The sequence below is a fragment of the Pectobacterium sp. A5351 genome (assembly GCF_028335745.1).
In the GTDB taxonomy this organism is placed as follows: domain Bacteria; phylum Pseudomonadota; class Gammaproteobacteria; order Enterobacterales; family Enterobacteriaceae; genus Pectobacterium.
In genome coordinates this window covers 3,000,856-3,014,971 of record NZ_CP116477.1, presented here as the reverse complement: position 1 = coordinate 3,014,971, position 14,116 = coordinate 3,000,856, and the positions used below count along the sequence as shown (strand labels likewise).

11 protein-coding genes are annotated in these 14,116 nt (G+C 53.6%); 3 read left to right on the top strand and 8 right to left on the bottom strand.

The window, feature by feature from the left end; all coding sequences use genetic code 11:
- Positions 1-38 precede the first annotated feature (38 nt).
- On the bottom strand, positions 39-566 hold the full coding sequence (gene fldA, locus O1Q74_RS13975) for a flavodoxin FldA (protein WP_271873924.1): 528 nt from the start codon (positions 564-566) through the stop codon (positions 39-41).
- Between the two features lie 887 nt (positions 567-1,453).
- On the opposite strand from fldA, the gene O1Q74_RS13970 reads away from it, so the two are divergent.
- The gene (locus O1Q74_RS13970; protein ID WP_271873923.1) at positions 1,454-3,124 is read left to right on the top strand and encodes a methyl-accepting chemotaxis protein; all 1,671 of its coding nucleotides are present in this window, start codon (positions 1,454-1,456) and stop codon (positions 3,122-3,124) included.
- Positions 3,125-3,223: 99 nt separating this feature from the next.
- Here O1Q74_RS13970 and ybfE read toward each other — a convergent pair whose 3' ends face one another.
- On the bottom strand, positions 3,224-3,505 hold the full coding sequence (gene ybfE, locus O1Q74_RS13965) for a LexA regulated protein (protein ID WP_225087339.1): 282 nt from the start codon (positions 3,503-3,505) through the stop codon (positions 3,224-3,226).
- Positions 3,506-3,796: 291 nt separating this feature from the next.
- Positions 3,797-4,564, bottom strand: coding sequence for an esterase (gene ybfF, locus O1Q74_RS13960; protein WP_271873921.1), 768 nt, complete (start codon positions 4,562-4,564; stop codon positions 3,797-3,799).
- A 290-nt stretch (positions 4,565-4,854) separates the two neighbouring features.
- Here ybfF and seqA point away from each other — a divergent pair, with 290 nt between their 5' ends.
- Both seqA and pgm read left to right on the top strand, forming a co-directional pair.
- Positions 4,855-5,394, top strand: a complete 540-nt coding sequence (gene seqA, locus O1Q74_RS13955) for a replication initiation negative regulator SeqA (RefSeq protein ID WP_271873919.1) — start codon at positions 4,855-4,857, stop codon at positions 5,392-5,394.
- 58 nt (positions 5,395-5,452) lie between these two features.
- Complete coding sequence (gene pgm / locus O1Q74_RS13950; protein WP_181844524.1) at positions 5,453-7,096, top strand: phosphoglucomutase (alpha-D-glucose-1,6-bisphosphate-dependent); 1,644 nt, start codon at positions 5,453-5,455, stop codon at positions 7,094-7,096.
- Positions 7,097-7,299: 203 nt separating this feature from the next.
- Here pgm and O1Q74_RS13945 read toward each other — a convergent pair whose 3' ends face one another.
- From O1Q74_RS13945 to kdpB, 5 genes are all read right to left on the bottom strand, one after another.
- Entirely contained in the window at positions 7,300-7,728 is a 429-nt protein-coding gene (locus tag O1Q74_RS13945) for an EamA family transporter (RefSeq protein ID WP_271873910.1), read from the bottom strand.
- Positions 7,729-7,810: 82 nt separating this feature from the next.
- Positions 7,811-8,491, bottom strand: coding sequence for a two-component system response regulator KdpE (kdpE, locus tag O1Q74_RS13940; protein ID WP_271873907.1), 681 nt, complete (start codon positions 8,489-8,491; stop codon positions 7,811-7,813).
- 5 nt (positions 8,492-8,496) lie between these two features.
- Positions 8,497-11,259 (bottom strand): two-component system sensor histidine kinase KdpD, encoded by a 2,763-nt coding sequence (gene kdpD / locus O1Q74_RS13935; protein WP_271873904.1) that lies wholly within the window; start codon positions 11,257-11,259, stop codon positions 8,497-8,499.
- Positions 11,260-11,361: 102 nt separating this feature from the next.
- On the bottom strand, positions 11,362-11,937 hold the full coding sequence (gene kdpC, locus O1Q74_RS13930) for a potassium-transporting ATPase subunit KdpC (RefSeq protein ID WP_271873903.1): 576 nt from the start codon (positions 11,935-11,937) through the stop codon (positions 11,362-11,364).
- Between the two features lie 19 nt (positions 11,938-11,956).
- On the bottom strand, positions 11,957-14,101 hold the full coding sequence (gene kdpB, locus O1Q74_RS13925) for a potassium-transporting ATPase subunit KdpB (RefSeq protein WP_271873902.1): 2,145 nt from the start codon (positions 14,099-14,101) through the stop codon (positions 11,957-11,959).
- Positions 14,102-14,116 lie beyond the last annotated feature (15 nt).

Here is a 14,116-nt window from a genome sequence, read left to right as displayed (position 1 = left end):
ATTTTGGCTCTGATAGGAGCTATCAGAGCCAACGCGTCTTAGCCAACCAGCTCTTTCAGGTTCAGTTCATCGCTGATCTGTTTTACCCACGCGGTTACGCGCTCGCTGGTCAGTTCAGGCTGACGGTCTTCATCAATAGCCAGGCCGATGAAGTGATTGTCGTCGGCGAGTCCTTTAGAGGCTTCAAAGTAATAGCCTTCTGTTGGCCAGTGGCCGACAATCGTCGCACCGCGAGGCTCAATAATGTCACGAATAGTACCCATGGCATCGCAGAAGTATTCTGCATAGTCTTCCTGATCGCCACAGCCAAATAGAGCAACCAGTTTTCCTGTGAAATCAATCTCTTCCAGTGAAGGGAAAAAGTCATCCCAATCGCACTGAGCTTCACCGTAATACCAGGTTGGAATACCCAGCAGCAGAATATCGAAACCTTCGAGGTCTTCTTTGCTGCTTTTGGCGATGTCATGAACATCAGCAACGTTGGTGCCTAACTGTTGTTGGATCGTTTTGGCGATGTTTTCAGTATTACCAGTGTCACTGCCAAAGAATATTCCGATGAGTGCCATGAATTGAATAACCTCTTGATTCCTAATGGTATGGTGTAATGTTTCACCCACTTATCTGTTAATAATAACAGACACTCACATCAGGAGAAACTCGTATCGGTAAGGAGGCGTAAATCAAGAACGTATGAAATGCGGAGGGCAGTAAAAGAAATGAAGCGTATCTCTGCGGAGGCTAAATTCCACACAGTGAATAGGGATTATGTTGTCGTCTGGGACTAAATGCACATATCCTTAATGTATTTATGGATATTTATTATAACAACGTTTCATTTTTTATGAATGTGCTTTTTATTTTAAAAACTAATTTCGGTTGTAATTAAAAAATAGGCTTCTGTTTGTAAGAAATAAAAAAACTTTACAGTACGCTACGATGCATGAGTATTAAAATACATATAAAAGATAATGTTTTTATCGGATTGAATACTTATAACATTTATCGTGAATATTCCCAATAAATTAAAACAAGAATTATAACCATTTACAGATGAGGTGATGAAAATACAAGAATGGTTTTTATCATATTGATTTTAAATGGATAAATTAAGATTTCAGCGTAAGCGGCCTTGCCGACTGATAGCATGTCCATGCTGACGTACATGAGACACGGTCGGCAGCATTTTTGATGGTAACTCTATGATTAAAATACTTATATCTATAAAAATAGGTGGATTCATTCTCAATATAAAAAATTATATTAATAAATATAGCGAGAATGCTAAATATTCTCTGTATTTAGCCGATGATTTAGCGTGGTTTTTTAGTTTTCAACTCGGTGAAATGTGAACGCTAGGGAGAAGTGACTTGTTTCATGGTGTGAATTTTCTGATTCACATCGGTTGATTAGCGATAAAAATATTTTTAACCATTTTCCTGATTTGGAGTGAGCTATGAGACTTATAAAAAATATTGCCATCAGAACTGCTATGCTATGGGTGCTGGGTATTTTTTGTGTTCTTTGGGGCGGCGTATCAATATATACCATGTTCTCTTTTAAAGAGATGACGGCGAGCTCGAAAACTAGCACTTTGCTGGTTCAGAACATGAATTTTATCAACCAGGGCAACGATCAATACTTCCGCATGGTAACCCGTCTGGCGCGCGCTGTTGACGCCCGCCGCAGCGGTGATAATGCCACCGCAGATAAAGAGCAGGCTTCCGCCCTCGTCGCGCTGGATAAACTGAAGTCTGATTTGGTGGCGTTTAATGCTATCGATCATGCGGGTCTGGATGCCACGCTGGTACAGGCCGTCAGTCGTGACTGGAACAATCTGGTGACTCAGGGCGTTGAGCCGCTTTATCAAAAGGCCGTTGCCAACGCGCTGGATGATTACCAAAACCAGGCCAAGAACGTTGTACCGCCGCTGAGTCGTCAGTTTGGTGCGTCTTTATCCGCATTCAGTAAAGCCAGCGCAGAGAAATTCGATGCGGCGGGCGTGCGTTTTGAGCAAATTACTACGATTGGGCAGAACATTTTGCTGAGCGGATTGGTTATCGGTCTTATCATGCTGTTCCTGACCGATCGTTATCTGGTGGTGTGTTTGGTTCGTCCGCTAAATGACTTGCGCGATCACTTTAGCGTGATTGCTTCCGGTCATCTGGGCAAGCCGATTCTGGACTTCGGCAATAACTGTGTCGGTCGCCTGTTCCCACTGCTGCGTGAAATGCAGGGGAGTCTGGCCAGCACGGTTAGCACGATCAGAAACAGCACGGATTCCATCTATCAGGGCGCTTCTGAAATTGCTGCGGGCAACAACGATCTGTCTTCACGTACCGAAGAGCAGGCTTCCGCGCTGGAAGAAACTGCGGCAAGCATGGAGCAATTGACGGCGACGGTGAAACAGAATGCTGAAAACGCCAACCACGCCAGCCAACTGGCATTACAAGCCTCGACAACGGCGAAGAAGGGCGGCGAGATCGTTGAGAACGTGGTGAAAACCATGGCGGAAATCTCCGGCAGCTCAAGAAAAATCGCAGAAATCACCACCGTGATTAACGGCATCGCTTTCCAGACTAACATTCTGGCGTTGAACGCGGCGGTAGAAGCGGCGCGAGCGGGTGAGCAAGGGCGCGGGTTTGCCGTGGTCGCGGGTGAGGTTCGCAGCCTGGCACAGCGCAGTGCGCAGGCGGCGAAAGAGATTGAGGGGCTGATTTCCGAGTCTGTTCGCTGTGTCGATACGGGTTCCAATCTGGTTAACGATGCCGGCGATACCATGCAGGATATCGTCCGTGCAGTCACCAACGTGACGGACATTATGGGCGAAATTGCGTCAGCATCGGAAGAGCAGAGTAAAGGGATTGCGCAGGTTGGTCAGGCTGTGGCGGAAATGGACAGCGTAACGCAGCAAAACGCCGCGTTGGTTGAACAGGCCTCGTCGGCAGCCTTGTCGCTGGAAGAGCAGGCGGCGTTGTTGAATCAGACGGTGTCGCTGTTCCAGTTATCCGATACGCAGCCAGCGTTGAAAGTCGCGGCAAAACCAGTGCAAAAAACGCAGCAGGTAATTGCACCGCGAGCAGGTAAAGCTTTGCCTGCGAGTAATGATAACTGGGAAAAATTCTAAGCGTTGTTTTAATTCGAATGCGAGAGTTGGCTCTCAAATAGAAGTCGAGGCGGCGTCAGAAATGGCGCCGCACAAGATGTGAATATCGTATTACGTCAATCAGGACTGCTGTTCTGCTAACTGCGCCAACAGCATCTCTTCAATCAATTCACTGCGGCTAATATTCCGCTCTTCAGCAAGGCTGTTCAGGATATCAACGGCGTCGCTGTTAATCTTTAATTCAACACGGCGCAAGCCACGAACTTTATCGCGACGTAGCTGATTACGCTTGTTAATTCTTAGTTGTTCGTCACGCGAGAGCGGGTTGGTCTTGGGGCGGCCCGGACGACGCTCGTCTGCGAACAGATCCAGGGTGGTGCGATCCGTTTGTTCTTTTGCCATAAGTAATGATACTGCAAGGTATTCGGACCAAAATACACGGTGCTACCCGTCTTGTTCTACAGATAAAAGCGATACCGATTCTCACCCTGCAACAGAGGTTGCCAGAATGCGGTTTGCTATCGGTGAAACATGTCGGGAAATTATGCGTGCATTTTGATGAAGTGGTTACAATGCTTGTGGCTGAATCAGCCGTCCCTCTACTGCGGGCACAATCATACCCTAGCCGCACTGGCGGCGACAACGGTTAACTGACGCTGTTATCATGAATCCGCCAGTGGCAGTGTCGTCTGGTTAATTCGCGTCCAGAAAACGGTGGATAGCGCGTAAAACCGCATCGGGTTTTTCTGAGTGAACCCAGTGGCCCGCTCCGCTGATGACATGCGCGCGCGCCGCTGGGAACTGACGCAGCAGTGAATCTCGGTAGCAATCGTCCAGATAAGCAGAATCGCCGCCGCGGATGAACAGGATAGGACCTTGCCAGACGGGAACATCCTGCCAGCCAACGATGTTTTCGTACTCATCCCACAACACGGGTACGTTAAAACGCCACTCACCCTGTTGGAAGGATTTCAGCAAAAATTGAATGACACCTTCTTCTTCTATGTGCTGACGCATTAAGGTGGCGGCTTCTGAGCGCGAGGTCAGCCCGGCTTCCGTGACAGCGCGTAGCGCAGCGAAAATGGTGTCGTGCCGGCGTACCTGGTAATCCACCGGTGCGATATCAATCGCGACTAGCTTGTCCAGTCGTTCGGGAATGAGCGCACTGAGCGCCATGGCAACTTTTCCGCCCATTGAATGCCCAATAACGATAGCACGTTCGATGTTCAGTTCATCCAGCAGTGTCAGCACATCTTGCGCCATCGCGGGGTAATTCATTTGCGATGAACGTGGCGACAAACCGTGATTGCGTAAATCGATTTGCAGGATATCGTGCGTGTTTTGCAAATCTCTGCCTAATACGCCAAGGTTATCCAGCGTGCCAAACAGGCCATGAATCAGGACGACAGGGAGTTTATCTGTGGGCTGGTGCGCATTTTGCCAGCGATGATTCAATTTCATGGTGAAGTTCATTCAGAGAGACATGGGCTTAGGGTATCATGACTTTAGAACGTATCATGACTTTAGAATAATGTTGTCGCTGAAGGGACTCGTATAGCCATTTGAATGGATGTGAAAGACATTGGGGCATAGTCTGACTTTTGCTATTGTTCCATTATGCCGCTGTTCGATAATATTTGAACGCCTGTATAATCCTTTTGATTTGAGTCATCTACCCATCGTGCCGGGTTGCAGAAGGGAAACACCTCTGTAATTTGCATGATTTTGGGTAAAAACAGCACTGGATAAAGATGAAAACTATTGAAGTCGACGAAGAGCTTTATCGCTATATTGCCAGCCACACACAACATATTGGTGAAAGCGCATCGGATATTTTACGGCGCATGCTGAAATTTACTGCTGGGCAGACTGTTACTACGCCAGCGGTAGAGACTGTTGCGACAACGGCAACGTCTCAGCCTGCCGCTGCGCCGAGCCCGCGCGATCGGGTTCGCACCCTGCGTGAGCTGCTGCTGTCGGATGAATACGCTGAACAGAATAAGGCCATCAACCGCTTTATGCTGGTTCTGTCCACGTTGTATACCTTATCGCCGCAGGAGTTTGCTGCCGCGACAGAATCTCTTCATGGCCGCACGCGGGTCTATTTCGCGGGCGACCAGCAAACATTGCTTCAGCATGGCACACACACAAAGCCCAAACATATTCCGGGTACGCCATACTGGGTGATTACCAACACGAATACCGGTCGTAAACGTAGCATGGTTGAGCATATCATGCTGACGATGCAGTTCCCTGCGGAACTGACAGAGAAAGTGTGCGGAACCATCTAATTATTTATTAACCATTTATCTAACCACTATCTAACGACAGCGTTAGGGAGAAACGCCAATGGCTAATCACCCAAGGGCCGGACAGCCTGCCCGGCAGAGCGATTTGATTAATGTGGCACAGTTAACGTCACAATATTATGTGCTGCGGCCGGAAGTCGGCAACACAGCGCATGCGGTGAAATTTGGTACGTCTGGCCATCGCGGCAGCGCGGGGCGCCATAGCTTTAATGAACCGCATATTCTGGCGATTGCGCAGGCGATTGCTGAAGAGCGTAAAAAGCAAGGCATTAGCGGTCCGTGCTACGTCGGTAAAGATACTCACGCGCTCTCCGAACCTGCGTTTATCTCTGTGCTTGAGGTGCTGGCTGCCAATGGCGTAGATGTGATCGTACAGTTGGATAATGGTTTTACCCCAACGCCTGCGGTGTCTAACGCCATTCTGGTTCACAATCGTCAGGGCGGCGCGCTGGCGGACGGTATTGTGATCACGCCGTCCCACAACCCGCCTGAAGATGGCGGCATTAAATATAACCCACCGAACGGTGGCCCGGCAGATACCAACCTCACCAGCGTGATTGAGAAGCGTGCGAATGCCCTGCTGGCGGATGAACTGCGTGACGTGAAGCGTATTACGCTGGATCAGGCGTGGAAAAGCGGACATGTCCACGAGCAGGATCTGGTTCAGCCGTATGTAGAAGGGCTGGCTAGCGTGGTGGACATGGCGGCTATTCAACGCGCCGGTCTGAAACTGGGCGTCGATCCGCTGGGTGGTTCCGGCATTGCCTACTGGCAGCGTATTGCCGAGCACTACAAGCTGGATCTGACGCTGGTGAACGATGCGGTCGATCAGACGTTCCGCTTTATGTCGCTGGATCACGATGGCGTGATTCGTATGGACTGCTCGTCAGAATTCGCCATGGCTGGGCTGCTAGCGCTGCGTGATAAATTCGATTTGGCGTTTGCCAACGATCCTGATTATGACCGCCACGGTATCGTCACCCCTTCCGGGCTGATGAACCCGAACCACTATCTGGCGGTGGCGATCAACTATCTGTTCCAGCATCGTCCACAGTGGGGACAGTCTGTAGCTGTCGGCAAAACGCTGGTATCCAGTGCGATGATCGACCGTGTAGTGGCCGATTTAGGCCGTAAACTGGTGGAAGTACCGGTTGGCTTCAAATGGTTCGTTGACGGCCTGTATGACGGCAGCTTTGGCTTCGGCGGTGAAGAGAGTGCGGGGGCGTCCTTCCTGCGCTTTGATGGTACGCCGTGGTCGACGGACAAAGACGGGATCATTCTGTGTCTGCTGGCGGCAGAAATTACGGCCGTGACGGGTAAAAACCCACAGCAGCATTATGATGAGCTGGCACAGCGCTTTGGCGCACCGAGCTACAACCGTATTCAGGCTTCTGCGACGCATGCACAGAAAGCTGTGCTGTCCAAGCTGTCGCCTGAGCAGGTATCGGCCAGCACGTTGGCGGGCGATCCGATTACTGCACGCCTGACCGCTGCACCGGGTAACGGAGCATCAATTGGCGGCCTGAAAGTGATGACGGAAAACGGCTGGTTTGCCGCGCGTCCTTCCGGTACCGAAGAAGCTTACAAAATCTACTGTGAAAGTTTCCTCGGGGTGGAACATCGCGAGCGCATCGAGAAAGAAGCGGTAGAGATTGTCAGTGCGGTGCTCGCAACGGCGAAATAAATGAAAAGGCGCTGCATGCAGCGCCTAAGATTATTAATCAACCGATTTACAGAACCAGAACGGTGGTAACGGAATAGAAGAGTAAAGCGTTTGCGCCAGGGATGGCGCAAGCCGAGCGCACAGGGAGGTGTTTACAGCGTCTTTACGATCTATCCGTTACCACCGCTCAGCGGACGTTTGTCAGCAACTTCCGCAGAACGCCGTTATCCCAGTGCGACCAGCAATGCCCCTGCTGAAATCAGCGCAACGCCAGCTCCCGCCATCAGCGAAATTTTTTCTCCCAGCAGTATGACCGCCAGCACGACGGCGAAGACCACGCTGAGCTTATCGATCGGAGCGACCTGAGCGACGTTACCGTTCTTCAATGCGACAAAGTAAAATAGCCATGACAGCGCCCCCGCGACGCCGCTGAGCACGATAAACAACAGCGCTTTTTTATTGGCAATAACCTCACCGACCAGCGCCAGCTTGCCTTGCGCGACCACCACCCCGACTAAAAAAAGTGCCATGATGACGGCACGAATCGCGGTCGCCGTATTGGCGTCCAGATTTTGCAGACCAATCTTGCCAAATATCGCGACCAGCGCGGCGCATACGGCAGACAGCAAGGCGTAAATTAACCAACTACTCATGACGGTGTATTCCTGAAGAAAAGGCAAGCGCGTACCGTGGGAAACATTCTCTACGGACGTCGCCTGATACAGAAGGATGATTTTACGACATAAAACGATAGCCGATAGCGGTTTCAGTCAAGAGATGGCGTGGTCTTGCCGGATCGCTTTCCAGCTTCTGGCGCAGGTGCCCCATATAAATGCGCAGATAGTGGCTGTGCTCGACGGCGTTTGGCCCCCAAACCTGCGTCAGCAACTGACGTTGCGTCAGCACTTTGCCTGGGTTGGCGAGGAGTGTGGCTAACAGACGAAATTCGATGGGCGTCAGGTGTAGCTCCTGATCGTCGCGATTCACCTGCCGATTGAGTAAATCCACGGTGATATTACCGAAGCTCACCAGCGGGGTTTCCTGCTGTGTATTACTGTGGCGACGCAGCGCGACGCGCAATCGTGCCAGCAGCTCGCCGATGCCGAACGGCTTGGTCAGATAATCATCGGCACCGGCATCCAGCGCGTCTATTTTATCCTGCTCGTCGGTACGGGCAGACAGCACAATCACGGGCAGGCTGCTCCACTGGCGTAAATCGCGGATGTAGTCGATACCGTCGCCGTCCGGTAGGCCCAAATCAAGAATAATCAGGTCGGGTTTACGCGTGGCCGCTTCCAGCAGGCCGCGCTGCATTGTTTCGGCGTCAAACACGCGACAGCCTTCGCCTTCCAGCGCCTGACGAACAAAACGACGGATCTCTTTTTCATCTTCAACGATCAGAATGGTGGCCTGCAATGGATTCAGTGCTCCTCAATATCTTCCGGTTCGAGATCCGGCGGTGCTGACAGCGGTAGGGTGAAATGGAAGGCGGCACCGCCGTTTTCGGCGCTAGTTGCCCAGATACGGCCGCCGTGAATTTCTACTATCGCCCGACAGATTGCCAGCCCCAGCCCCACGCCGGGAATCGATGACTCTTTGTGACCACGGGAAAATTTATCAAAAATCATGCTTTCCTGACCGAGTTCAATCCCCGGACCATTGTCCTGCACGATGATTTCCAGCACGCTTTCCTGCGCATCGTGATGCGGGGCGGTGCTATCTGTAATAAGGTTTGCTGGAATAATGCTTGCTGAAATCGCGATGGTGGCCTGTTCTCCGGCGTACTTCAGCGCATTCTCCAACAGGTTAATGAACACGCGTTCCACCAACCCTGCATCACAATAAACCAGAACCATCTCATCAGGTAGAGTAACCTGAATAGTGTTTTTCGCCAGCGCGCTTTCCAACTGCTGTAGGGCGCTGCCGATGAGCTCCTCCGGCGTTTGCCACTCTTTGCGCAGGTTAAAGCCATCCGACTGAATACGCGCCATATCGAGCAGGTTATTCACCAGTCGCGTGGTGTTTAAAACGTGTTGGCGAATCTGGTTGGCCTGCTGAGCATAAGGCGACCCTTCGCTTGCCAGATTCAACGTCAGAATCTCGGCCTGACCAAAAAGTACGGTCAGCGGCGTGCGGAGATCGTGCGAAAGCGCGGCAAGCAGCGAGTTACGTAGCTGTTCGCGTTCGGCATCCAGCCGGGCATTTTCCGTACTTTGCATCAGGTGCAGACGCTCCAGCGCGTTGGCGATCAGCACGGTAAAGGTGTCCAGCAGGCGCTGCTGCTCGGGGATCATCAACTGACGGGCGTTGTTCGGCTCGATCGCCAGCACACCGAAGATTTGCTGCGTGGTGGCGAGTGGCAGAATCTGATACGACACGCCGGGTAGGGTGGACGTGCCCGCTCCGGCAGGTGCGCGGTGATCGAAGCTCCAGCGGGCGATAGCACGATCGACAATCAACTGCTGGCCGTCTCGCGCAGGTTGAGATAGCTCGGACGAGGTATGATGCAGGCTATCGGCGAGCAGAACCGCGATCCTGGCTTGAAACGTTGTGCTGAGAAAATGCTGGCTGGCTTCGACAATATCAGCGCTGGACAGACTACGGTTCAGCGCTTTGGACATCTCATACAGGTGGCGGACGCGCTGCTCACGATAGCGGGCAACCCTGGCCTGATAGCGCACGCCAGCGGTCAGATTACCGACCAGCAGGCCGACGCCGAGCATCACGGCAAAAGTGACCAGATATTGTGCGTCTGACACGGCAAACGTGCCGCGCGGCAGAATAAAGAAGAGATCGAAACTGGCGACGTTGATGACGGCGGCGAACACCGATGGCCAGCGGCCAAAGAACAGCGCGACGATCACCACGGCCAGCAGATAAATCATCACCAGATTGACGGGTTCCAGCATGGCAAACGGCGACCACGAGGCGAGCAGGGTGATCAACGCGCACAGCAGCGTCGCTAGTCCGCAACCAAACAACTGCATACGCCATTTCTCGACCAACCCGCGTGCATCCGGCGTTTTAATCGGTGCCGCTGATACGTCATCTCGCACGGCCACCACGACCAGATCGAGATCCGGCCCCAATCTGCCGAGCCGTTCGGCAAAGCGTGTGCGCCACCACCAGCCGAAGCGCTGCTCTATATGGCGACCAATGACGATCTTGCCGAGGTTATGCTCACGCGCGTAGCGCAGAACGGCAAGCTCCTCGTCGGGTTCGGACAGCGTCACCGTTTCTGCCCCTAAATCCTGCGCCAGCTTGAGTGCACGCAAAATGGCGCGCCGTTGCGGTTCAGGCAAGCGGTGCAGACGCGGGGTTTCGACGTAAACGGCGTGCCAGACGCTGCCTAACCGCGCTGCCAGTCGTGCCGCTGTTCGCACCAGTTTTTCATTACCCGTGCCGTGGCCGATGCATAACAAAATGGCATCACGCGTATGCCAGACCTGTTCGCGCCCTTGTCCGGCACGCATGGCGCGCATTTGATCGTCAACCCGATCCGCCATGCGCCGCAGCGCCAGCTCACGCAGAGCGATCAAATTGCCTTTGCGGAAAAAATTCTCGACGGCGCGCTCGGCCTGTAGCGGCAGATACACTTTGCCCTCATTCAGGCGCTGCCGCAGATCGTCCGGTGGCAAGTCCACCAGAATGACTTCGCTGGCCTGATCGAATATCGGATCCGGAACGGTTTCCCGTACCCGAATCCCCGTAACGCCGCCGACCACATCATTCAGGCTTTCCAGATGCTGAACGTTTACCGTCGTAAAGACGTCGATACCCGCATCAAGCAATTCCTGCACGTCTTGCCAACGCTTGGGGTGACGCGATCCACTCACGTTGCTGTGCGCTAGCTCGTCGATCAGAATCAGTGCCGGACAACGCGCCAGTGCTGCATCCAGATCGAATTCGACGGTGTGACGGCCGTGATGGCGAAAATGCTTGAGCGGCAGCAACGGCAGTCCATCCAGCAGCGCAGCGGTTTCGCTGCGGCCGTGGGTTTCGACCACGCCGACCAGAATATCCAATCCCTGCGCCCGCAGCCGCTGGGCTTCCTGCAACATGGCGTAGGTTTTCCCGACACCCGCACAGGCACCAAAAAAGATTTTCAGCTTGCCGCGCGGTGGCGCACCGACCTGCGCCAGCAGGCTATCGGGATCCGGGCGACGATCTTCACCGTCAATCATGTTCTATCCCTTATTGGAGCGGTCTGAACCTACCTCAGGCCGCAGCAAAGATGGCGGGGAGTCTGGCTCCCCGTATGATAATTAATAGTAACGCACTGTCGATTAAGGCAGGGCTTTTTCCTTATCCAGCGCCAGGTTCAACAGCAGGACATTGACTGTTGGCTGCCCAATGAAAGCGGGCTTACTGGTTTCGGTAAAGCGATCGATCAACTGCTGTACCTGCTGGAGCGACAGTCCTCTGGCTTGCGCGATGTACAGCGCCTGATAGCGTGCGGCTTCAGGGGATATTTGCGGATCCAGCCCGCTGCCGGAGGCCGTCAACAGTTCAGCAGGCACCGATTGCTGATTGCCAACCAACTGATGCCAATAAGCGGCACGTTCACCGATCAATTTATCCAGCGCGGGATTGCTGGCGGCCAGATTGCTGCCGCCGGACGCAAGCGCGTTATACGGCGTATCTGATGTGGCGGAAGGACGCCCCTGAAAATAGCCAGCACGACTGAATGACTGCCCGATCAGGGATGAACCGACGACGGCATTCTCACGATAAATCAGCGATCCGTTTGCCTGTGTCGGGAACAACCACTGTGCCAACACCGTTGTCAGCAGCGGGTAGGCCAGACCGGTAAACAGCAGCAATAATAAGAATAAAAACAAAGAGGAACGTAAATAGCGCATAGCGTATACCCGTCAGTCCCTAAGCCAGATTCAGCCCGGTCAGCAACATATCAATCAGCTTGATACCGAGGAACGGTACCAGCAGCCCGCCAAGACCATAAATCCACAAATTGCGACTTAACTGTGCCGCTGCACTCATGGGTCGATAGCTAATCCCTTTGAGCGCCAGCGGGATCAGAAACACGATAATCAGCGCATTGAAGATCACCGCTGACAACATGGCTGACGTGGGAGAATGCAGTTGCATCACGTTTAGCGCATTGAGCTGCGGATAGGTGGCAGCAAAGGCAGCCGGGATAATGGCGAAATATTTCGCCACGTCGTTGGCGATACTGAACGTGGTCAGCGAGCCGCGCGTCATCAGCATCTGTTTGCCGATATGCACCACTTCGATCAGCTTGGTCGGGTTGGAATCCAGATCGACCATGTTGCCTGCTTCTTTTGCTGCCTGCGTGCCGGAGTTCATCGCCACCGCGACATCGGCCTGCGCCAGCGCGGGAGCATCGTTCGTGCCGTCACCGGTCATCGCCACCAATCGCCCTTCGGCCTGATACTGGCGAATCAGCGCCAGCTTGGTTTCCGGTGTCGCTTCTGCCAGAAAATCATCGACGCCGGCTTCTGCGGCAATTGCTGCGGCGGTGAGCGGGTTGTCGCCGGTAATCATCACGGTTTTGATCCCCATACTGCGCAGTTCGGCAAAGCGCGCCTTGATGCCGCTTTTCACGATATCTTTCAGCTCCACCACGCCAAGAACGCGTTTACCTTCTGCAACCACCAGCGGTGTGCCCCCGCTGCGTGCAACGTTGGACACCGCTTCTTCGACCTGATGTGGGAAATCGCCATTGTTTGCTTCAATGTAGCGACGCAGGGCATCGACGGCACCTTTACGGATGGTGCTCTGCCCAAAATTGACGCCACTCATGCGCGTCTGAGCGGTAAAGGGAACAAAGGTGGCGTCCAGCGACGTTAAGTCCTGCTCATGCAGGTTAAAACGTTGCTTTGCCAGCACCACGATGCTGCGGCCTTCTGGCGTTTCATCGGCTAAAGAGGCGAGACGCGCGGCGTTAGCCAGCGCCTGTTCGGTCACGCCCGGCGCGGGCAGGAAAGCGGATGCCTGACGGTTGCCTAGCGTAATGGTGCCCGTTTTATCCAGCAGCAGAACGTCAATATCGCCCGCTGCTTCGACGGCACGCCCGCTGGTAGCGATCACGTTAGCTCCCAACATCCGGCTCATCCCCGCTACGCCGATCGCTGACAGCAGGCCGCCGATGGTGGTCGGGATCAGGCAGACCAGCAGGGCGACAAGCACGGTCACACCGACGACATCACCGCTGTTATTCGCCTGTACGCCGAACCAGGAAAATGGATAGAGCGTGGCGGTCACCAGCAGGAAGATGAGTGTAAGCTCGATAAGCAGAATGGTGAGTGCAATTTCGTTCGGGGTTTTCCGGCGCTGCGCCCCTTCAACCATGGCAATCATCCGGTCGAGGAAGGTTTCGCCGGGATTGACGCTGCACTGAATCACCAGCCAGTCGGACAGCACGCGCGTGCCGCCGGTGACGGAGGCGAAATCACCACCGGACTCGCGGATTACCGGTGCGGATTCCCCGGTGATGGCACTTTCATCGACGGACGCGCCGCCTTCCAGCACCTCGCCGTCGCACGGAATGGTCTCGCCCGCGCTCACCAGCACGATATCGCCTTTACGCAGGCTATCGGCCGACACCGATTCCGAACTGGCATCGTGATGCGGTGCGGAGAGCTTGTTAGCCCAACTGGTTTTCTTGACGCCTTTCAGCGCGTTTGCCTGCGCTTTGCTGCGACCTTCCGCCAGCGCTTCGGCCATATTGGCGAACAAAACGGTAAACCACAGCCAGAGTGATACCAGCCCGGTAAACATGGCGTTCCCTTCCGTTTTACCGGCCAGAATAGCCAGCCAGACGAGGGTGGTCAGCATACTGCCGAGATACACCACAAACATGACCGGATTGCGCCACTGCACGCGCGGATCGAGTTTCTTCAACGCATCTTTCAGCGCCGAGCGGATTAACGCTCTGTCAAACAGCGTTTGCGGTTTACGTTTGCCAATGTGGCGGGATGCCTCGCCCTGCTGGGCAGAGGCCGGTTCCTGTGTTGCCTGATGATTCATCGTGTGACGAGTCATAAAAAGTCTCCAGCC